The sequence below is a fragment of the Streptomyces sp. NPDC043996 genome, assembly GCF_056435225.1.
Genome location: NZ_JBWKEY010000001.1, coordinates 392,126 through 411,895 on the forward strand (window position 1 = coordinate 392,126; position 19,770 = coordinate 411,895).

Consider the following 19,770-nt stretch of genomic DNA (forward strand, 5'->3'; position numbering starts at 1 on the left):
CATGAACGACACCCCCGCCTACCAGGCCGCCCCGGCCCGCTACGACACGATGGAGTACCGCCGCACCGGCAGGAGCGGCCTGCGGCTCCCGGCCGTCTCGCTCGGCCTCTGGCACAACTTCGGCGACGACCGCGCCCTCGACTCCCAGCGCGCGATCCTGCGCCGCGCCTTCGACCTGGGCGTCACCCACTTCGACCTGGCGAACAACTACGGCCCGCCGCCCGGCAGCGCGGAGCTGAACTTCGGCAAGCTCTTCGCCCAGGACTTCGCCCCCTACCGGGACGAGCTGATCGTCTCGACCAAGGCGGGCTACCTCATGCACCCCGGCCCGTACGGCGAGTGGGGCTCCCGCAAGTACCTCCTTTCCTCCCTGGACGCCTCGCTGAAGCGCATGGGCCTGGACTACGTCGACGTCTTCTACTCGCACCGCTTCGACCCGGACACCCCGCTGGAGGAGACCATGGGCGCGCTCGCGTCCGCGGTCCAGCAGGGCAAGGCGCTGTACGTGGGCGTCTCCTCGTACAACAGCGAGCAGACCGCGGAGGCCGCGCGCCTGCTGCGGGAGATGGGCGTGCGCCCCCTCATCCACCAGCCCTCGTACTCGATGATCAACCGCTGGACCGAGGAGGACGGGCTTCTCGACACGCTGGAGGCGGAGGGCATGGGCTGCATCTCCTTCGTGCCGCTCGCGCAGGGGCTGCTCACGAACAAGTACCTGAAGGGCATCCCGGAGGGCTCGCGCGCCACGCAGGGCAAGTCCCTCGACCCGGGGCTCCTCTCCGACGAGGTCGTACGCCGTCTCAATGGCCTGAACGACATCGCGTCCCGGCGGGGTCAGTCGCTCGCGCAACTGGCGCTGAACTGGGTGCTTCGCGATGAGCGGATGACGTCCGCGCTCATCGGCGCTTCCAGCGTGCGGCAGTTGGAGGAGAACGTGGCCGCGCTGTCGGGGCCGAAGCTCACGGAGGCGGAGCTCGCGGAGATCGACACGTTCGCGGTGTCGACGCCGGGGACGAACATCTGGGCCGACCGGAGCTGACGGGAGCTGACGGGAGCTGACCGGCGCGCCCCCGGCGGGGGCGCGCCGGGCGCCTGTGCGGGCGCCCGCGGACCCAAAAGAAACGGGCCGGTCCGTGGGGGGGGATACGGACCGGCCCGAGGGGGGGTTTCCACCATAACCCTTCGTAAGTGTTCGTTGGTGCATCGGCGTGCCACAACTACTCTCCGAGACCGCCCGGCGACTGCCTGAGCCCGTTCTCCCCATGGTTTTCGGCCCTCGCGGCGGAATCGCGTCAGGGAGGTGGTCGCTCCGAAGGGTGACGCGCGCCCGGGGCGCGCGCTTGACGGCGGGGGCGCTAGCGTCGCGGCATGGCGACGGTGACGGTGCCCGGGTCCGGGCTCCCGGTGCGGATCGCGCTGGAGGTCGCGGACTCGCCCCAGGCGCGGCGGCGCGGGCTGCTCGGCCGGGACGGCGTGCGGGGCGCGCTGCTGCTCACGCGCACACGGGCCGTGCACACGCTGGGGATGCGGTTCGCCGTGGACGTGGCGTATCTGGACCGGACGGGGCGGGTCCTCGCGGTGCGCACGATGCGGCCGGGCCGGATCGGGCTGCCCCGGCCGCGGGCGCGCCGGGTCCTGGAGGCGGAGGCCGGGGCGATGGCGGCGTGGGGGGTGCGTGGGGGCGTACGCCTGGTGCTTGATCTCGACGGCACAGGCGGCGACGGCGCTTAGGAGCACGGCGCGGCGCCCGCGTCCCGGCGGAGCGCGCACGAGGCCGCGCAGCCCCCTCCACTGCGCGGCACCGCCCGCGCAGCTTTGCGCTCGCGAATTAGCGTTGGTCTGAACTTACGCGAGTTCGACGGCCGAATCGAGTCGGTGTCCCCAACAATCGATAACAATGTTGAATCGGCGACCGGGTCGACCTGAATTGCCCGAATTACGCTGCCGGGTACGGGCGTTCGCGAGCGGCGCACCCCCGGATCGGCGGCGCGCCCCCAGGCCCAGCGACGCGCCCCACGCGCAAGCTCACGCGCTGCGCTTCGCCCCGTCCGCCGCCCGGGCCGCCTGGGCCGCCACCAGGTGCTCCATGTTCCGGTCGCCCCACATCCCGAGCGGCTCCAGGGCCTTGTTCAGGGACTGGCCGAGGTCGGTGAGGGAGTACTCGACCTTGGGCGGCACCTCGCGGTAGACCTCGCGGTGCACGATGCCGTCCGCCTCCATCTCCCGCAGCTGCTGGATCAGCATCTTCTCGCTGACGCCGGGCACGTGCCGCCGCAGCTCCCCGAACCGCAGGGTGCCGCCCGCGTACAGCGCCCACAGGATCATGGGCTTCCACTTGCCGCCGACGACGTCCACGGCCGCGTCCAGACCGCAGGCGTACGGTCCCTTGCCCTTCGCCATGCCCCAACTCCTCGTCCGCGTACGGCTGCCGCGCACGACCGGCGCGGAGCCCACGGCCGTGCCACTTACCGGATCGACAGTACAGCCGACCCCGCGGTCAGCGCTTGCGGGCGTCGAACAGGTGCCGGGTGCTGTGGGCCACGAACGGGCCCTCGTCCTGGATCAGCCGGTGCAGCTCGCGCAGGCGCGGCCGGTACGCGTCCACGGTGAACCCCGGCACCATCCACACCACCTTGCGCAGGAAGTGCACCACGGCACCGACGTCGAAGAACTCCATCCGCAGCCGCTCGGCCCTGAGCGACACCACGTCGAGCCCCGCCGCCTCGGCCGCGGCCCGCTCCCCCTCGGGGTCGCGCGCGCCGCGCACCGCCGCGGGCTGCTCCCCCAGGAAGTACTCCACCAGCTCGAAGGCGCTGGCGGGCCCCACGTGCTGGGCGAAGTACGTCCCGCCGGGCCGCAGCACCCGGGCGATCTCGTCGAAGTGCGGGACCACCGGGTGCCTGCTGGTGACGAGGTCGAAGGCGCCGTCCGCGAACGGCAGCGGCGCGTGCTCGGGCGAGGCCACGACGACCACCCCGCGCGGGTGAAGGAGCGCGGCCGCCTTGGCGACGTTCGGCGCCCACCCCTCGGTGGCGGCGGCGAGCGGCGGCAGCGCGGGCGCGGCGGCGAGGACCTCGCCCCCGCCCGTCTGGATGTCGAGCGACGCCTCGGCCCGCCCGAGCCGCTCCCCCATGGCGCGCGCGTACCCCCACGAGGGCCGCGCCTCGGTGGCCCGGCCCTCGAACCAGGAGAAGTCCCAGCCTTCGGTGGGGGCGGCCTCGGCTTCGGTGAGCAGGTCGTCGAAGGTGCGCATGGAGTGATCGTACGAAGCCCGGCGGAGGCGGGTCACGCCCAGCGCTCCGGTCCCGGGATCCTCAGGTGGCCGGTGAGCGCGGCCAGGTCGGTCCAGGCGGACGCGTCGGTTCCGTCGCCGAACGCGTAGTGCAGGGCCGGGGTCGTGGCGGGGCCGAGCCGGGTGGGGCGGCGGGGCAGGGGCGGCCGTGCGGCGTGGGCGAGGCCGATGGCGCGGACGTCGGTGGGGCCCAGGGTGAAGGAGACCGGGACGGGCGGCAGCTCGAAGCGGGCCGGGACGGTGAGGTCGCGGCGGGCCCGGCGGAGGAGGACGAGCAGGGTGCTCAGGCCGTGCTCGGCCACCAGCGCCTCGGCGAGCGGCGCCACGGCGTCGAGCGGCGGGGGCTCGTCGGCGCCAAGACCGAGGGTGAGCGTGACGTCCTCGGCCACGCCGGACTCCGTGCGGGCGACGCGCAGGGTGGCGAGCGCGGGCCGCCCGGCGGCGCCGACCGCGAGCAGGTGGCTCGGGTCGGGCGCGCGGCCCCGGGCCAGGTCGGTCAACTGGCGTGGCGACCACGGCAGGTTGATGGGTTCGGCGGTGCCCCAGCCGACGGGGGCGGCGCCGGTGAGGTGGCGCCACGCGGTCTCCAGGGAGCGGCCGAGCACCAGCGCGGCGTCCGGGGCGTGGTGGGTGCGGAAGGAGAGGGTGAGCTGCCGGTCGGTGCCCGGCGCGGACGCTTTGAAGGCCTCCGCCATGGTGGCATCGCCGTGCTCGTCGAGCACGGGCGTGAAGGTGCCGCCCCGCCAGTGCAGGACGGCTCCGGACAGGCCGTCGTAGTAGCCCTGGTCGGGGTCCTGGACCACCCAGCGGTTCGGCGGTCCTGACAGGGCCGTGCGCAGGGGCAGGGTCAGGCGGGCGTGCGGCGGGGTGACGAGGTGCAGGGCGCGGCCGGAGGTGACGGTGGCGCGCAGCACGTCCGAGAGCCAGGCGGTCAGCGCGACGACGGGCCGGTCGGCGATGACGACGGCCGTGGATTCGGTGCGGACGTCGACGGCGGGCAGGGCGCCCTCGGGTGCCGGGACGGCCGTGAGGTCGCGGTCGCCGGGGGTCTCGACGACGCGTACGGTGGCGGCGTCCCCCGGCCAGGCGGTCCCCCCGAGCAGCAGGGTGAGGCGGCCGCAGAAGGACCCGGCGAGGTCATCGGCCCCCGGTACGGCGGTCGAGGCGCGCGCCTCGGTCCACCAGTACGGCACCTCCGGCACCGGCACCTCGTCGCCGAGGAGCCGCTCGGCCTCGCCCGGGGTGTGCACGATGACGGGCGCCTCGACCGACACCAGGGGGCGCCCCCCGGACGTGCACAGGTGGATGACCGCGTCATCGGCGCTGGTGGTCACGCCCAGGCCGGGCCCGCCCGCGTGGAGTCCGGCGAGGAGGGCCATCGGGTCGGGCATCGTGGGCGTCAGGGCGATGACGTCCTTGGTCACGGGGTCTCCTCGGCGGCGGTTTCGCTGGTCAGGGCCGTCTGGATGAGGCGGGGGCGGTGGCCTCGGCGGATGAGGGTGCCCCGGCCCGGAGGCTGCGCGGAGGGGTGGACGCCGGGGAAGAGCTGGCCTTCGGTGCGGTCGCCCGTCATCAGGAGGGCGGTGGCGCCGGTCTCGCGCAGGGCGGTGAGGAAGGGCTCGTACATGGCCCGGGACGCCCCGGCGACGCGGCGGACCACGACGAAGTGCAGGCCGATGTCCTGGGCCGACGAGACGTAGGGCAGGAAGGGGGCGAGGGGCTGCTGCCCCGCGGTGGCGAGGATGTCGTAGTCGTCGACGAGGATGACGACGCGGGGGCCGGTGAAGGCGGGTTCGGCGGGGTCGGGGGCGTCGGGGTCCGCGGTGTCGGGGAGGCGCTTGTCGAGTTCGGCGGCGATGCCGGCGGCGAGCGCGGCGGCCAGCCTGGCGTTGTGGGCGTAGCCGCCGCGATAGGGCTCGGGGACGTGTCCGCGCAGGCCCCGGCGGGGGTCGAAGACGCCGAAGACGAGTTCCTCCGGGCCGTACCTGGCCGTGAGCTGACGGGTGATCAGGCGGAGCAGGTTGGTCTTGCCGCACTCGTTGTCGCCGAGGACCAGGAGGTGCTGGTCGCGGTCGAAGAGGTCGAGGTGGACGGGGCCGAGGGTGTCCTGGTCGACGCCGATCGGCACCAGGTCCGGTGCCGCGGCGGGCGAGGGCAGTCGCGCGGCGGGCAGGTCGAGCGGCAGGACCCGGACGGGGGCGGCGAGTTCGCCGTGCCAGGTGGCGGCGACCGTGCGGGCCGCGTCCTCCAGGGCGGTGCCGAGGTCACCGGTGCCGGTCCCGCCGTCCGTGCGGGGCAGCGCGGTCTGCGCGAACAGCTTGCCGCTGGTGAGGGCCCGGCCGGGGGTGGCGGCCGTGAACGTCTCGGCGAGCTTGCGGTCGACGGTGGAGTCGCTCGGGTCGTTGAGGCGCAGCTCGATCCGCGTACCGAACAGGGACTGGGTGGCGATGCGGGCGTCGTTCCAGCGCAGCATGCCCGCGACCACGTGGATGCCGTAGCCGCCGCCCCGCTTGAGCAGGTCGGCGACGGCGTCGTCGAGGTCCTCGTACTCCTCGCGCAGCGCCCCGAAGCCGTCGACGAGAAGGACCAGGTCGGTGGAGCCGAGCTCGGGCAGGCCGCCCTGGGCGCGCAGTCGGCGCAGGTGGTCCAGGGAGTCGATGCCGTGCTCGCGGAACAGCTCTTCGCGCAGGGCGAGCTGGGCGGTCAGTTCGGCGACGGTACGGGCGAGGCGCTCGCGGTCGGCGCGCGACGCGACGCCCCCGACGTGCGGCAGGCCACCGAGCGCGGTGAGCCCGCCGCCGACCAGGTCGAGCCCGTACACGGCCACCTCGGCCGGGGTGTGGGTGAGCGCGAGGGACAGGGTGAGGGTGCGCAGGAGGGTGGTCTTGCCGGACTGCGGGCCGCCGATGACGGCGACGTGTCCGCCCGCGACGTTCAGGTCGAGGGTCCACCGCCCCTGCCACTGCCTCGCCGGGTCGTCGAGGATGCCGAGCGGCACGCGCAGATGGCCGTCGGACCGGGTGAGGTGCAGACCGCGCCCGGAGACGCCGAGCGGTCCCGCCGCGGTGTCCAGGGCGATGGCGTCGGGCAGCGGCGGCAGCCAGATGCGGCGCACGGGCGGGGCGGCGGTGGCGAGCTGGTCGACCATGGTGGACATGACGGTGGGCCCGGTCTCCCGCTCGCGCGCGCCGGTCTCCCGCTCCCGCGCGCCGGACGCCTCCGTAGCGGCTTCGGCGTCCCGCGCGGGCGCGTTGAACGCGGGATAGGCCCAGGCGCGCGGCCCGGCGTCGACCGTGTCGGGCAGGGCGGGCCCCAGCCACGCCCCGGAGACGTACCCGGCCTTGAAGCGCGTGTACGTCGAGGTGTCCACCTTCAGATAGCCGAAGCCGGGAAGGGGCGGGAGCTGGAAGGCGTCGACGGTGTCGAGGACGGTGCGGGACTCGTCGGCGGAGAACGTCCGCAGGCCGAGCCGGTACGACAGATACGTCTCCAGGCCCTTCAGCTTGCCGCTCTCGATGCGCTGGCTCGACAGGAGCAGGTGCACGCCGATGGACCGGCCGATCCGCCCGATGGACAGGAACAGGTCGATGAAGTCCGGCTTGGCGGTGATGAGTTCGCCGAACTCGTCGATGACGACGAACAGGTGCGGCAGCGGCTCAAGACCCCGGCCCGGGTCCTTGGCGCGCAACGCGGCGTAGTGCCCGATGTCGGCGACGTTCCCCGCGTCCTTCAGGACCCGCTGGCGGCGGGTGATCTCCCCGGCGAGGCTGGTGTGGACGCGCTCGACGAGGTCGGCCTGGTTCTCCAGGTTGGTGATGACGCCCGCGACGTGCGGCAGGCCCGTGAAGGGGGCGAAGGTCGCGCCGCCCTTGTAGTCGACGAGGACCATCGCCAGGTCGTCGGGCGGGTGGGTGACGGTCAGCGCGAGGACGAGGGTGCGCAGGAGTTCGCTCTTGCCGGAGCCGGTGGCGCCCACGCACAGGCCGTGCGGTCCCATGCCGAGTTCGGCGGACTCCTTCAGGTCGAGCAGGACAGGCTCGTGCCGGTCGTCGACGCCGATGGGCACGCGCAGGACGTCGCGGTCGCCGCGCGGCGACCACAGGTGGCGCAGGTCGAGGGCGGCGGGGTCGTCGACGCCGAGCAGCGCGGGGAAGTCGACGGGCCCCGACACCGGGGTGCCGTCGGCGGCGGACTCGGCGGACAGCCTGAGCGGCGCGACGAGCCGGGCGAGGCCTTCGGCGCCGGGCACGCCGAGCGCGTCGGCGATGCCTTGGGAGCGGCGCCCTTCGGGCGTCCTGAGGTCCTCGACGGTCACCTCGTCGCCGTCGACGGTGACGCGGACGCTGACCTCGTCGGGCTCGTGGACCTGCTCGGCGAGCAGGTGCAGCACGGTGACGCCCATCTCCGCGAGCCCCACCGCCGCGTCCGGGCGCGGCAGTTCGACGGCCGTCCCGCCGTGCGCGTCGCTGACGACGAGCATCCGGTCCGCCATCAGGAGCGCCCGCCGGTCGGACAGGCCGCGCCGCACCTCGGCCGCGTACGAGGCCCGGCGGCGCAGGTCGGCGGCGCACAGGCGGGCGAGCGGGGCGAGGCCGGGGGCGATGCGGCGGACGGCGACGGGCGCGTCGGGGCCGTCCGAGGCCTCCGGGGCGGCGTCCGAGGCCTCCGGGGCGGCGTCCGGGCCGAGGACGTGGGGCAGCCACTTGGCCCACTCCCAGTCGTCGATGCGGTCGCCGGGCACGCCGAGGGCGATCGCCACGTCGTCCGGCGCGTGCGTGACGGCCGTCTGCGCGAGCAGCGCGCGGGCCACGCGCAGTACGCCGTCCCGGTCGCCGATGACGCTGACGTTGCCCGCCCGGTCGAGCGGCACGGTCAGCGGGAAGTCGGGCGCGACGGCGAACCGCGCCTGAAGGGCGCGCGCCTCGTTGAGCATGAACGGGTCCGGCGGCGTAAGGACCCCGCTCGCGCTGTTCTGCCCGATCACCACATCCTGCGCGGGCACGGCACCGGTGCCGACGCGCACGTCGAGGAAGTCGGCGTCCGCCCTGCGGCGCTCCCAGCGGCGGGCCGGGTCGCGGGCCAGGTCGTAGAGGGCGACGGGCGGCGGATTGAGCAGCCGGGCGCGCTGCCGCAACTCCCTCTCCGTACCCCCGAGTTCGACGCGCTGCTCCTCCACGTACTCCAGATACCGCTCGCGCTGCGTACGGCGCGTGCGCTGTGCCTTGCCGCGCTGCGACCAGAACAGGGCGACGCCGCCCAGGAGCGCGCACACCAGGACGATGGCGCCGAGCGCGGCGAACTGGCTGTTGCGGATGACGGTCATCATCACGACCGAGCTCAGGACCCCGGCCATGGGGAGCAGCGCGGTGGCCGCGTTGCCCGTCTTGCCCTCGGGCAGGTTCGGCGGCGGCTCGATGACGTGCTGGGCGGGGGCGGCCGGGGGGCGCGTGGAGCGGGCCGGGCGGTGGACGAGGTGGTGGGTCATCGTGGGCCTCTCCTCAGCGCACCCGTACCGCGCGCCGCATCGCCTCCGCGGCGAGCCGGGTGGCCGCCTGCCGGGTGGCGTCGGCGAGCCGGGACGGGTCGATGGCGCCGCCACCGGCCAGGTGCCGGTCGTACGGCACGGCCACGACGGTCACCCCGGTCTCCCGCAGGTGCGCGGCGGCGGCCTTCGTGTTCAGGGTCATGTCGGGCGCGCCCGCGCTGAGCGCGACGACGGTGGTGGCGAGCGCCGAGTGCGGCAGCTGCCCGAGCCAGTCGAGGACGAGCCGGGTCCCGCCCACGCCCTCGGGCGTCATCGGGGCGACCACGACACGGGCGTGCGCGGTGTCCATGGCGGTCCGGGCGACCTCGCCCGGCAGCGTCTCGCAGTCGACGACGGTGACGGCGAAGTAGCGGCGCAGGGCGAGCGTGACGGTGCGGTACGTCGCCACGTCCAGGGGCGGGCCGACCTGCCCCCGGCTCGCGGGCAGCAGCCAGCCGCCGTCGCTGACCGGCACCAGATAGCCCGTGAGGTCGGTGAGCCGCATGTCGGGCGTCAGCATCCGGGCGAGGTCCCCGCACGCCCAGCGCACCGAATCCGCGCCCATCCGCACGGGCAGCGTCCCCAGCGCGGCGTCCGCCTCCAGGGCGAGCACCGGGTCGTGCCGGTAGTGCGTGAACGCCCGGCCGAGCAGCGCGGCGACCGTCGTCTTGCCGACACCGCCCCGGATGGACGTCACGGCGAGAACGCGGCCGGTGGTGACGGGCTGCTGGATCTCCCGAGCGGTACGGGACTCCTCGGCGACCTCCTGCGCGGCGGACGCCGTGAGCCTGCGGAGGGTGCGGCTGGTGCGGCGGAGGGCGGAGTCGCCGTGCGGGGGGCGGGTCCGGGCCAGGGCCAGGCGGGGGTCGAGTGTGGGGGTGGGGGAGGGAGTGGCTGGGGTGGCTGGGACGGGTGGGGTGGCCGGTGCGGCAGGGACAGGTGGGGTGGCCGGTGTGGCCGGTGTGGCTGGGAACCTCTCCGTGCCCGAGGCGTCGGAGGCCGCGGGCGCGATCGGCGTACGCGTCTCCACCGCACCCCCCTCCGCCGTGCCCGTACCCGTGCCCGTACCCGTACCCGTACTCGTAGGCGCGCTCAGTTCCCGCAGCACATCGCGCTGCCAGTCCCGCCCCTGTGCCATGTCCCCCACCTCCTACGCGAAGGTGTCGAGCAGACGCCCGTACACACCGAACACGCCGAGCAGCAGCGGCACGAGGGCGATGACGCCCACCGACTCAAGGAGGTCCCCGGCGCGCCGCAGCCTGACCCGTACGTGCTCGGCGGGGCGTACGGCGAGGATGAGCAGCGGGGCGACGGCGAGCCCGGTGAGCAGCGCGAGCGGGCCGGGGGCGCCGGAGTGGCCGAGCCACACCCAGGCGAGCCGGGCGCCCACGACGGCCGCGGCCACGAGCAGCACGGCCACCTCGCCGACCAACGGGAAGGCCCGCGTCCGCAGCGCGAGCACCAGCGCGGTCACCACGGCGAGCGGCACCGACCACGCCGACACGTCACCGAGCACGAGCGCACCGGCGACGGCGGCGGACGCGGCGAGGACGAGGGTGGCGAGGGCCAGGCCACGGTGCGTGGCGGCGAGGGCGACGCCGACCTGGTACCGGCTGATCGACGCCCCGGCGGAGCGCCGGTCGTCGAGCCCGGAGAGGCCGGAGGCCATCAGGGCGAGCCGGGGCAGTACGCCGAGGGCGACCACCGAGAGGACGGCGAGTACGGCACCGACACGCGCCGGGTCCTCGCCGCCCTGAAGGCCGAGGGCCACCTCCCAGGCGGCGACGGTTCCGACGAGCGCCCCGCAGCCGGCGAACGCGCCGCGGCCCAGCGGGGTGCACCATCCGAGGAGCAGCAGCGCCACGGCGAGGGCGCCGCCCGCGCCGGCCAGGCGTCCGGCCACCGGCCAGCCACCGGCGTCCGCGAGGCTCCAGGCCCCGAGGAGGCCGAGTCCGGCGGTCGCGGCGATCAGCGTCGCGGCGAGCGCGGTACGCCGCACCCGCCCGCACACCACACCGCCGAGCCCCACGACGACGGCCGCCCCGACCAGTCCGGCGCCCGCCCGCCCGGCGGTGAACTCCTGCCGGGCAAGGACCCCGGCGGCCAGGGCCCACGCCACCGCGGCGACCCCGCACACCACGCTCCGGGCCCGCGGCCCCCACCGCCAACCGCGCACGTCCACGTCGTCGGCGGCCTCGTCGGTGACGTCGTGCACGACCGGCGCCGAGGGCGCGTCCTCGGCACGCACGAGCCGCAGCACCGCCCCGTCGGCGACGCCCGCCGACTCCAGCGTGGCGTCCGGCGCGATCGCGGTCCCGTCGACCCCGACGAGGTACCGCAACTGCGGCCGCTCGCCCACCCGGTCGTCGAGCAGCCGCAACACCTCGGGCAGCAGCAGTCCGACGGGTTCCCGCGAGGGCAGCACGAGATCCACCCGCCGCCGCTCCCCCACCAAGGTCACCCGGCTCAACGCCCCCGCAGATATCACAAGTTCGAACCTATCACCGAGAGAATGCCGCCATGACGGGTGATTCGGCCGCACCAACCGAAGACACCTGCGAAACCGAAGAGGAAACCCCCGACCTCTCGTTCTGCTTCTCCCTCTCCTTCATCACCCGATGCTCGACGAAGGACCACCCCACGCACCCCGCACCCATCACGGCCGCGATCACGATCCCCCCGAACACCTTCCCCAACCGCTCATCCATCCCCCGCCGTTGCCGCTCCGCACCGAACAACAACGCGTCCCGAAGCCGCCGCCGCCGAACGGAAACGCTCTCCAGCAACTGACTGTCGTAGTCCTGGGCCGCCATGACCGTCCCCGCCTCTCCGTCCGTCCCCACCGCGCCATGCCGCCATCCCCTGTCGACCCGCTAGGAGAGCCTGCTCGTGACCGCCTGGATGAACGCGGATGCCTCCGCCTCGGTGATCTCGACGTGGCTGACCTCGTTGTGCCCGAGCTCATAGCGCCTCAGGTACTCGGTGGACTCCCACCTCAGGTTCCTCGTGAACGCCTCGTCATAGGACACCCCGTCCACAACACGCCGCCTGACAACCCCGCGAGGGTTCGCACGCGAATAGCCCTCACCGACCTTGGCGTAGTACGTCACCTCGACGGAAGGCGAGTTCAGAACGCGCACGCGAGCACCGCGGCCGTTCAGCCACCGCTCCAGCTCCGAACCGGCGATCTCACGCCGAGCACCCTCATCCTCGATGACCGCGGGGCCGTACAGGCTTCCGGAGAGGTCCCGCACCACCGTTTCGCCGTCGAGTTCGGCTTTCAGGGAAGTCTCCCGCACCGAGGCACCCGTAAGGTCGGCTCCCTGCAGCCTGACACCAAGGAGTGAGGCGCCGTCGAGCTTGGCTCCACGCAAGCGGGCCGACCGCGCGTCCGCCGACCAGATTTCGCAGCTGCCGAGATCCGCTGCATCGAGCGTGGCACCCCGCAGAGAAGCCTCGTCGAGCTCCGCCTTCACGAGGGACGCCTGGGACAAGTCGGCCACGTCGAGAACCGCTCCCTCAAGATGCGCCCGGTACAGGTCCGAGCCCACAAGCCTGGCCCCGCGCAGAACCGTCCGCGTCAACAGGCTCATCGCGAGGTCGGCACCCGACAGGTCGGCACCCGACAGGTCGAGCCCCGAGGCGTCCAGGAGGGAGTCGGGGCGTTCCGTCCACTCCCGCAGGGCTGCCACGGCTTCGCCGTCACGCGGCATCGCTCTGACGTGCCGGCCCGCGTCACGGATACCAGACAACTCGATCACTCCACCCGTTTCGCTCGACGATCGCCCTCACATCGTCGATCGCCGCTTGATTGGCATTGCGCATGTCGAGGATAACCAGACGCCCTCTGGTGACGATCTGGTCCTCCAGCTTCCGCACCCAGCTCTCGTTGTTCGCCGGATTGTACGCTCCCTTGAACGGAAGCGACTTGTCACGGACGTTATTGAGCGGCGGCCAGTCCGAGTGCACTCCCTTGATGTCGTAGAACTCTCCGGTACCCGGTGAATACAAATCCCCTTGGTTGGCACCCGGCGGCCTTTGGATATCAGTCGGCACTTTGCCCTTCTCCCGCAGGTCGAGCGCGACTCGGGCCTCGTCCATCTCGGACGGCTTGACCTTCCCCTTGTGGTCCGGGTCCTGCTTCAGCCGGTCGAAGTCATCAACATGCCGCTGCGCGAGGCCGTGCAGGTGCTTGTCGTTCTCAGCACGGCCCGCGGGCGACAGCTCGTCCGGCGGCCCATTGCCGTGGACGGACTGGTCTCCCCGCATACCCGGGCCGGGGGCGACCGTGTCAGCGGAGCCCGTGCCACGCAAGGAGTCGTCGAGGTGGAGCACGTCGGCTCCGGAGGGGACGGGGACTCTGCCGAAAAGGTCCCGCTGCTCGCTCCGGATCGCAGCGAGGTCCTCATGGGACACCCCGGGGAGGCGCTCCTTCTCATAGAGAGCGTGGCCGTCCATCTTGGCCGCGAAGCTCTCCGGTGTGTGGAACTGTACTTCGAAGACCCTTCCCGTCCTCGGGTCACGCCATGTCGAATTGATTCCCTTATACCCTTGCGCGTCCCAGGTGTTCTTGAACGTGACATTCGTGAAACCGCGCGCCTCGAGGCTTTCGAGCACCTGCTGGACACCACGCGTGTAGTTGCGCGTGGGGACTTCAACCGTGTAACGAATGGAGTCCTTGATGCCGCCAAGGGCGTACTCATGGGTGAGCCCGGCGTCTTCCAGGAGATCCGTGGCGACTTTCCGCTTGAGGGAGTCTTCTCCTTTGAGGCGGAAATCGAGTCCGATCAGCCGTCCGTCACCCACATTCCGCGTGACGTCCCGCATGGCCTGCGTGATGTGCGGCTCGGCGTCCGCCGACTGCCGCAGGAAGTCGTCCACCGCGGAATTCTCGCCCGGGCTGAGCCGCAGGCCGTTCTCACCGGCCCAAGCCCCGTCCGCCGAGTTGCCGAGCGGGCCGTCCCCTGGTGGGCCCTCACCCCAACCGCCAGCGCCGCCGCTGCCACCGCCGTGCCCCTCACCGGGCAGAGCACCGTCACCCCGCCCACCCGCCGGATCACCGGCATGCCCCGCGGCTCCTCCACGAGCCGATCCGGGGTGGGCGTCCGGGTGGCCGACGGACGGATCGTGGCTGGCTGCCGCTCCGCGGCCCGCGTCGTACGCGCCACCGCCGGGAAGGTGCCGACCGGCCGAGCCGATGCCTTCGCCGGCCGCGGCGCCTCCGGGCAGGTCGCCGCCCGCCGTGCCGCCAGGACCCAGCGCTCCGTCGCCGTCCCGCGCGCCGACCAGCACCGGCTGGCGTGGCGCGACCCGTGAGGGCTCGGGCACGTCGAGGGGGCCGCGGTGAACGGAGATGACTCCTCTGTCCGTCATGTAGACCGCGTTGCCCTTGGCGTCAGTGCCCACGAACATCGCGTCATCAGGCAGCGAAGCAGGTCTGGTAGGTGCACCCGCGCCCCGTTCCACCGGCCGGTACAAACCGTCCGGCAGGCCCGCGGCCGCGCCGGGGCGCAGGTCCTTCAGCCGCACCATCAGGTCCCCGACCTTGGTGGCCCCGAACTGCACCCCCTTCGCCGCGTACGTGAAGGGATCCACCGCGCGGCCGAACTTGCTGATGCCCGAGATCGTCTTCGCCGCCGCGCCGCCCTTGGCGGCGGCACCGGCGCCCCGCGTCGCCAGGATGGTGATCGCGTTGAAGCCGACGAGGCCCGCCGCCCGCGCCGGGTTCTTGCTCCACTCGTCGTACGCGATGAGGCCCTTGCCGGTGTCGACGACGGCCCGGCGGGAATCCCGCAGCCAAGGGGGCAGTTGGTCGTCCTTGACCATCCAGAAGGCACTGGCCGCCGGGCTCATGGTGAGCGCCAGACCGGTCCCCAGCTTGGCCAGGTTCGTCCACGCCTCCCCGGCGGCGTCCGCGCCGTCCCCGCCCACCAGCGTGTACAGCGCCTTCGCCGCACCGCCCAGGCCGTCCACGAAGAAGCCCTTGCCGACGTCCACCGCCTTGTGTGCAAGCCAGTCCAGGCCGTCGCGGTCCTTCTCGACCTTCCCGCCCCAGGGAAACTTCTCCGCCTGGTCGAGCACCTCATCGGTATAGCCGTACGTGTCACAGCTGGACGTGCCGTCGCTGCTGGGCCTCAGCTGAACGCCGCCGACCAGCGTCGTGATCTTGTTGTGGCAGTCGATCTCGGCCGAGCGGAAGGCCTGCGTGGCGGCCTTGACCTCCTCCACAAGGCGGTTGTTGTGATCCCGCTTGTCGTCATCCTTGCGCCAGTCGTCGTCCGTGGAGACCTCATCGATGTAGAAGGCGCTGGCCTCGACCTGGAGGTCCTTGAGCTTCTTCACGATCGGCCGGACCCGGGTCGCGTAACCGCTCAGCGCCCCGGCCACCTTCTCCAGGTCGTCGGCGAACGCGTCCGCCGTCGTCTGGACCGGCTTCGTCGTGGCGAACAGCTGCTCCGCCTCCGGGGCCTCGTAGAACGCCGAGAGCCCCTGGAAGTCGGAGTGCACGTCCCCGCCCGCGTCCCGGAACCGCGACGCCTCGCGCCGCAGGTCGGACACGTCCCGCTCCAACTGCTCCAGGTCACCGGTGAACTGGGGGATGCCGTTGGGGTCGATGGGCTCGTTGCTCACTTCCCACCACCCCCGCCGCCCTTGGCTCCTGGCATGTCGGGCACGATGCCGTTGATGGCGTCGCGGTTCTTGCTCGCCGCCATCTTGAGATCGCCCCGCACGTACGCCTGGGTGGCCAAGTGCGCGCCGAGCAGGGAGCTCGCGGCCCGCCGCGAGATGGACAGCAGGTCGTCGTTCCACTGCCGCGCGAACACCCCGAGGGCGGAGGCCACCGGCCCCTGCTTCCCGCCCTTGCCGTCCGGCCCCGGCTTCCCGTCCCCCTCGTGCCCGCCCTCGGCGATCGTGCCCGCCGAGGCCGCCGCGCCCGGCAGCGTCTTCTGCATCTCGCCGCCGGCCTTCGCCATGCGCTCGGCCGCGCCCCCGGCCCGCTGCAACACACCGCCGACCCCGCCGGGCTGGATGTCCCACGCCGTCACTGCACGCCCCCTCGATCCCCGTCGGCCCGGACCGCGTCGCGGTTTCCGGGACGTCCTTCGAACCTCCCGCCGCCGGGAGCCGTTCAGCCGATGTTGTTGACCGCGGCCCGAGCCCTGGCCAGCGTCGTCTGCGCCGTCCCGTCGTTCTCCTCCAGCGTCGAGCGCACCAGGCGGATGATCTCGCGGACCTCGTTCGCCGCCTTGTTCCAGCGGGCCTCCTTGCCGTGGTACTCGTCCGAGACCCCGTCGGCCTGGTAGTCGGCCATCGCCGCCTTCACCGCGCGGTCGCGGTCGCCGAGCACCCGCTCCAGCTGCCCGATGACGATGTGCAGACCGCCCTGTACGTCGGCGGAGGCGCCCGTGTCGTACGAACGCCGGTCCTGATTGCCAGCCATGGCAGAACTCCCCGTGTCGCGGTGGACATGTCGCGGGACATGTCGAAGTGGAATTCGGGGCCCTGTACGGCCCCGTACGGACCTGTACGGACCTGTACGGACCTGCACGGTCCCGTACGACCCCGTGGCCGTCGCTCAGCCGGAGAAGCGGGCCGCCTGGAAGTTGGCCGCGCCCATGTTCCGGTGGGCGTTGTCGGACTGCTCCTGCGTGCCGGTCGCGAACGCCTCGTCCATGCCCGCCTGACCGCCGAGGATCGACTGCAGCGAGCCGTTCAGGGCGGCCGTGATCTCGTCCGCGCGCAGCTTGAACGAGTCGAACGTGGCCTTGCCCGCCCCGTTGAACTTCCCCTCCAGCGGCTCGGCCGCCGACACCAGCGCCCTGATCAGCGCCCCCAAGTCGTCACTCGAACCCGCCGTGTTCTTCCCCAGTACGGCAAGCGTCGTGTCACCCATGTCGAACTTCACGCACTCGCACCCCCAGACCCAACTCGTCCGGCACACCCTGTCGTCGCACCGGAGCCGTCATCTCACCGTCCGCCCGCGCGTCACACACGGCGCGTAGCGCAACGGACATGCTCACGCACGACGCGTTGCAGACGCAACGCGGTTGGAGCGGCGGTGGCGCGATCGCGCCACCGGGGTCGCGGGGGACGCGGCCCACCGACCTCGCGGAATCCGGGAGTTCCGCCCGCCGTGCCGGAGGTTGGGGTGCTGCCGTGCACGTGCGGTGTGGCTGGAACCGCGCGGTGGGTGCGTGACGGCGGGAGACGATCGGCGGTGCCCGCGGGTCATCACGGGCGGTCCGGCGTGCCCGTGCGCCGGGGTGTCGTCGGACGCGGCCGAAACTCCCTCGTCACCCCCGGCACCGCCTGCCTACCATGCGCCGCATGTCCTCCCACCGCTCCGCCCCCGACTCCGCCTTCGTCCCCGCCGACTTCGTCGTCCCCCTCGCCCTCGCCGGTGACGGGTTCCGCCTTGAGCCCTTGGGGCCTCAGCACAACGACGCCGATCACGCCGCCTGGACGGCGAGCATCGCGTACATCCGGTCCACCCCTGACTTCCGGGAGCGCGGGTGGCCCCCGGTCGAGGGGATGAGCCTCGCCGACAACCTGCGCGACCTCGAATCCCACGCGGACGACTTCGACGCGCGGCGCGGATTCACGTACACGGTCCTGGAGGAGCCGGGCGGGGACGTGATCGGATGCGTGTACGTCTACCCGCCGCGCGACGGTGAGCCCGAGGGCGCGCCCGGTGTCGTGCCCGCCGTCGTGCGCTCCTGGGTGCGGGCCGACCGCCGCCAGCTGGACGGTGCCCTGGCCGAGGCGCTCGCCGACTGGCTGGCGACGTCCTGGCCGTTCGAAGAGGTGCGCTACCGGTCGACTACCGGGCGGGGGTAGGCGCCGCCCGCCCTCAGGGCTGGCCCTGCGTCCCGCTGTCCCCCGTCCCTCCCCTCGGGAACGACACCTCCACCCGGCGGTTCTTCTTCCGGCCCTCCTCCGAGCCGTTGTCCGCGATGGGGTAGTCCTCGCTGTAGCCGCGTACCGAGTACGTGACCTCGGGGCCGAGGAAGCTCGCCAGCTTGTCGTGTACGGCCTCCGCGCGGTCCTTGGAGAGCTTCTTGCCGTGGGCGTAGCTGCCGAGGTTGTCGGTGAAGCCGAAGACGCGGACGTCCGTGGCCTTCTGCACCTTCGCCTCGTCGGCGATCGCCTCGATGCGGGCGTTCCCCTCCGGGTTCAGCTTCGCGCTGTCCTTCGGGAAGAGAACCTCCGCCTGCAGCGCGAACTTCACGTCCGTGTTGGTGTCCTCCCTGCGCTCCTCGCCCCCGAGGTCCTCGACGACCGACTTGATGTCCAGCACCTTGGCGGGCGCGAGCGTCGCCCCGTCCGCGAGCTTGAGCCCGGGGCTGTTGGCGTCGACCTTGGGGGGCGGGGAGGTGGTGGAGGAGCCAGGGGGCGCGGAGGGGTCGTCGTCGGCCCAGGCCTGCGGGGCCACGAGGACGAGCGCCGCGGCCATGACGGTCACCGTGATCGCCGTCGGCTTCCGGGGGCGGGGGGTCATGGTCACTCGCCCTCGGAGATCTCGATGGGGGCGGGTGGCATCGCACCGACTTGGAAGCTGACCTTGGTCGTCTCCTCGGGCGGAGCCGGGAACTGAGCGAACCACTCGACCGTCTGGCCGGACTCGACGCCTCCCTCGAACTTGGTGCAAAGGCAGCGGCCACTCGTATCACGCAGCACCAGGTACTTCTTCTTGCCTGTGCTGTCGACGAGGCTCGCGCCGGCTATCGACCCGCCGTTCTTGCGCAGTTCCCGCTCGTCGCCTCGCCACTCACCACCGGTCCAGAGCCCTCCGGACGCGTTGGTCACCTTGCCCGAGACGGTGAGGAAGCCACCGGCATCCCGTTGGGCCGATTCGATCACGATATTGACACCGTCGCCCTTGGCTTCGGCGAGGGGCTGGTCTTCGTTTGGCTCCTTCGATTCCTTGCCCCCATCGTCACCGTTGTCGGCGGGCGGGGCGGACGAACTCTTCTTGTCCGACTTCGAGTCGTCGTCGTCCCCGCCACCGCAGCTGGCCACCGTGAGGACCAACCCAGTCGTGATCGCCACCGCGGTCATTACCCTGCGGGTCTTCATGGTGCGCCGAAGCTTCATTTCAGCGGCTTCCTTTTCCCAGTCGTCACTTGTCACTTGGCCAGACGCACGGAGAAGAGGTCCGAGGCATCCGGCAAGTCGTCCAGGTCGAAGTCGTCCGGATCGATCTCGGTCACTTCACCGTCGCAGGAGAACTCGACCGATTCTTCCGGGTCAGTCGGTGTGCCGACGTCACACCGAGGCTTGATGACGGCGGTCGCGTCGGCCTTCGCATGCTGCGATTCCGTGCCTGGGATGATCGAGTCGCCCACGGTGTAGTTGGTCGTGACCTGCACCTGGTAACCCAGGTAGCCGTTGACCTCGCTCCGATCGAAGCCCGTGACCTTGGAGTCGTTGTCAGCGGCCAACACCCCTGCCGCGTCCTCTGGCCCTCCGTCACCGGACGGATGCTCACGGCCTTCGAGCCAATCGAGCCAATCACCGTCCTCCCCGGCTTCGATCGCCTTTCCCAACTCCTCGAGCAAGTCGTCCCGCGCAGCTTGCGCGGCGGCCAACGCGGCTGCGTCGGCGGCCGACTGAGCACCGTTCCGCGCGGACGCCGCCTGGGCGAAGGCAAAGAACGCGAGTGCGACGAAGAGCAAGATGGCGGTCAGCCATATGTAGATCGGCAGCGTCTGACCCCGATCGTCCCCGAAGGAGCCAATCGTCAGCCGATGACGTCGCCCACCGCGTCGCCGATGGCTTTGGAGATCTTGCTGTCCAGCGCCAGCCCGTCGATCAGCGTGTAGATCCCGGCGATCAGAATCATCAACCCCGCGTACTCGACGAAACCCGCCCCCCGGTCTCCCTCGCTCCCTCGGACCCGACTCACACGTGAGGACACCGTCAGCGTCCACTTCACCCATGCCTCCAGCACGCG

19 protein-coding genes are annotated in these 19,770 nt (G+C 72.4%); 3 read left to right on the forward strand and 16 right to left on the reverse strand.

Annotation, left to right across the window (positions count from 1 at the left end; translation table 11 throughout):
* Position 1 precedes the first annotated feature (1 nt).
* Together mgrA and AC07A4_RS01770 are read left to right on the forward strand one after the other, a co-directional pair.
* Entirely contained in the window at positions 2–1,039 is a 1,038-nt protein-coding gene (mgrA, locus tag AC07A4_RS01765) for an L-glyceraldehyde 3-phosphate reductase (protein ID WP_478591525.1), read from the forward strand.
* A gap of 329 nt (positions 1,040–1,368) precedes the next feature.
* Entirely contained in the window at positions 1,369–1,731 is a 363-nt protein-coding gene (locus AC07A4_RS01770; protein ID WP_478591527.1) for a DUF192 domain-containing protein, read from the forward strand.
* A gap of 294 nt (positions 1,732–2,025) precedes the next feature.
* Here AC07A4_RS01770 and AC07A4_RS01775 read toward each other — a convergent pair whose 3' ends face one another.
* The 12 genes from AC07A4_RS01775 to AC07A4_RS01830 form a co-directional block, all read right to left on the reverse strand.
* Positions 2,026–2,400 (reverse strand): winged helix-turn-helix transcriptional regulator, encoded by a 375-nt coding sequence (locus tag AC07A4_RS01775; RefSeq protein ID WP_478591530.1) that lies wholly within the window; start codon positions 2,398–2,400, stop codon positions 2,026–2,028.
* Positions 2,401–2,497: 97 nt separating this feature from the next.
* Positions 2,498–3,253 carry a class I SAM-dependent methyltransferase gene (locus AC07A4_RS01780; RefSeq protein ID WP_478591533.1) on the reverse strand — a complete coding sequence of 252 codons (756 nt, stop codon included), beginning with the start codon at positions 3,251–3,253 and terminating at the stop codon, positions 2,498–2,500.
* Positions 3,254–3,285: 32 nt separating this feature from the next.
* Positions 3,286–4,716, reverse strand: a complete 1,431-nt coding sequence (locus AC07A4_RS01785) for a DUF6177 family protein (protein ID WP_478591536.1) — start codon at positions 4,714–4,716, stop codon at positions 3,286–3,288.
* A complete protein-coding gene (gene eccCb / locus AC07A4_RS01790) occupies positions 4,713–8,777 on the reverse strand; it encodes a type VII secretion protein EccCb (protein WP_478591538.1) in 4,065 nt (1,354 codons plus the stop codon). Before eccCb ends, AC07A4_RS01785 begins: the two co-directional genes overlap by 4 nt.
* 13 nt (positions 8,778–8,790) lie before the next feature.
* A complete protein-coding gene (locus AC07A4_RS01795; protein ID WP_478591541.1) occupies positions 8,791–9,954 on the reverse strand; it encodes a CpaE/TadZ family protein in 1,164 nt (387 codons plus the stop codon).
* Between the two features lie 12 nt (positions 9,955–9,966).
* A complete protein-coding gene (gene eccD / locus AC07A4_RS01800; RefSeq protein ID WP_478592838.1) occupies positions 9,967–11,301 on the reverse strand; it encodes a type VII secretion integral membrane protein EccD in 1,335 nt (444 codons plus the stop codon).
* Between the two features lie 16 nt (positions 11,302–11,317).
* Entirely contained in the window at positions 11,318–11,629 is a 312-nt protein-coding gene (locus AC07A4_RS01805) for a hypothetical protein (RefSeq protein ID WP_478591543.1), read from the reverse strand.
* 60 nt (positions 11,630–11,689) lie between these two features.
* Positions 11,690–12,577: a pentapeptide repeat-containing protein gene (locus tag AC07A4_RS01810; protein ID WP_478591546.1), complete on the reverse strand. Its 888-nt coding sequence runs from the start codon at positions 12,575–12,577 to the stop codon at positions 11,690–11,692.
* Positions 12,552–15,446, reverse strand: coding sequence for a hypothetical protein (locus AC07A4_RS01815; protein WP_478591548.1), 2,895 nt, complete (start codon positions 15,444–15,446; stop codon positions 12,552–12,554). Before AC07A4_RS01815 ends, AC07A4_RS01810 begins: the two co-directional genes overlap by 26 nt.
* Positions 15,443–15,862, reverse strand: a complete 420-nt coding sequence (locus AC07A4_RS01820) for a DUF6507 family protein (protein WP_478591551.1) — start codon at positions 15,860–15,862, stop codon at positions 15,443–15,445. The genes AC07A4_RS01815 and AC07A4_RS01820 overlap by 4 nt, the downstream gene beginning before the upstream one ends.
* A gap of 83 nt (positions 15,863–15,945) precedes the next feature.
* Positions 15,946–16,257 (reverse strand): pore-forming ESAT-6 family protein, encoded by a 312-nt coding sequence (locus tag AC07A4_RS01825; protein WP_478591554.1) that lies wholly within the window; start codon positions 16,255–16,257, stop codon positions 15,946–15,948.
* 135 nt (positions 16,258–16,392) lie between these two features.
* On the reverse strand, positions 16,393–16,722 hold the full coding sequence (locus AC07A4_RS01830; protein ID WP_478591557.1) for a hypothetical protein: 330 nt from the start codon (positions 16,720–16,722) through the stop codon (positions 16,393–16,395).
* A 422-nt stretch (positions 16,723–17,144) separates the two neighbouring features.
* Here AC07A4_RS01830 and AC07A4_RS01835 point away from each other — a divergent pair, with 422 nt between their 5' ends.
* Positions 17,145–17,654, forward strand: coding sequence for an N-acetyltransferase (locus tag AC07A4_RS01835; protein ID WP_478591559.1), 510 nt, complete (start codon positions 17,145–17,147; stop codon positions 17,652–17,654).
* A 13-nt stretch (positions 17,655–17,667) separates the two neighbouring features.
* On the opposite strand, the gene AC07A4_RS01840 is transcribed toward AC07A4_RS01835, so the two are convergent.
* The 4 genes from AC07A4_RS01840 to AC07A4_RS01855 are packed head-to-tail and all read right to left on the reverse strand — an operon-like array spanning position 17,668 to position 19,752.
* Positions 17,668–18,270 carry an OmpA family protein gene (locus AC07A4_RS01840; RefSeq protein ID WP_478592840.1) on the reverse strand — a complete coding sequence of 201 codons (603 nt, stop codon included), beginning with the start codon at positions 18,268–18,270 and terminating at the stop codon, positions 17,668–17,670.
* 47 nt (positions 18,271–18,317) lie between these two features.
* Positions 18,318–18,911 carry a hypothetical protein gene (locus AC07A4_RS01845; protein ID WP_478591561.1) on the reverse strand — a complete coding sequence of 198 codons (594 nt, stop codon included), beginning with the start codon at positions 18,909–18,911 and terminating at the stop codon, positions 18,318–18,320.
* A gap of 32 nt (positions 18,912–18,943) precedes the next feature.
* Positions 18,944–19,561 (reverse strand): pilus assembly protein TadG-related protein, encoded by a 618-nt coding sequence (locus tag AC07A4_RS01850; protein WP_478592842.1) that lies wholly within the window; start codon positions 19,559–19,561, stop codon positions 18,944–18,946.
* Positions 19,558–19,752, reverse strand: a complete 195-nt coding sequence (locus AC07A4_RS01855) for a hypothetical protein (protein ID WP_478592844.1) — start codon at positions 19,750–19,752, stop codon at positions 19,558–19,560. Before AC07A4_RS01855 ends, AC07A4_RS01850 begins: the two co-directional genes overlap by 4 nt.
* Positions 19,753–19,770 lie beyond the last annotated feature (18 nt).

What these genes read in the sequence shown, in the direction of transcription:
- mgrA (WP_478591525.1), top strand. Translation starts at nt 2, where the DNA reads ATGAACGACACCCCCGCCTACCAGGCCGCCCCGGCCCGCTACGACACG.
- AC07A4_RS01770 (WP_478591527.1), top strand. Translation starts at nt 1,369, where the DNA reads ATGGCGACGGTGACGGTGCCCGGGTCCGGGCTCCCGGTGCGGATCGCG.
- AC07A4_RS01775 (WP_478591530.1), bottom strand. Translation starts at nt 2,400, where the DNA reads ATGGCGAAGGGCAAGGGACCGTACGCCTGCGGTCTGGACGCGGCCGTG.
- AC07A4_RS01780 (WP_478591533.1), bottom strand. Translation starts at nt 3,253, where the DNA reads ATGCGCACCTTCGACGACCTGCTCACCGAAGCCGAGGCCGCCCCCACC.
- eccCb (WP_478591538.1), bottom strand. Translation starts at nt 8,777, where the DNA reads ATGACCCACCACCTCGTCCACCGCCCGGCCCGCTCCACGCGCCCCCCG.
- AC07A4_RS01795 (WP_478591541.1), bottom strand. Translation starts at nt 9,954, where the DNA reads ATGGCACAGGGGCGGGACTGGCAGCGCGATGTGCTGCGGGAACTGAGC.
- AC07A4_RS01805 (WP_478591543.1), bottom strand. Translation starts at nt 11,629, where the DNA reads ATGGCGGCCCAGGACTACGACAGTCAGTTGCTGGAGAGCGTTTCCGTT.
- AC07A4_RS01825 (WP_478591554.1), bottom strand. Translation starts at nt 16,257, where the DNA reads ATGGCTGGCAATCAGGACCGGCGTTCGTACGACACGGGCGCCTCCGCC.
- AC07A4_RS01835 (WP_478591559.1), top strand. Translation starts at nt 17,145, where the DNA reads ATGTCCTCCCACCGCTCCGCCCCCGACTCCGCCTTCGTCCCCGCCGAC.
- AC07A4_RS01840 (WP_478592840.1), bottom strand. Translation starts at nt 18,270, where the DNA reads ATGGCCGCGGCGCTCGTCCTCGTGGCCCCGCAGGCCTGGGCCGACGAC.
- AC07A4_RS01845 (WP_478591561.1), bottom strand. Translation starts at nt 18,911, where the DNA reads ATGAAGCTTCGGCGCACCATGAAGACCCGCAGGGTAATGACCGCGGTG.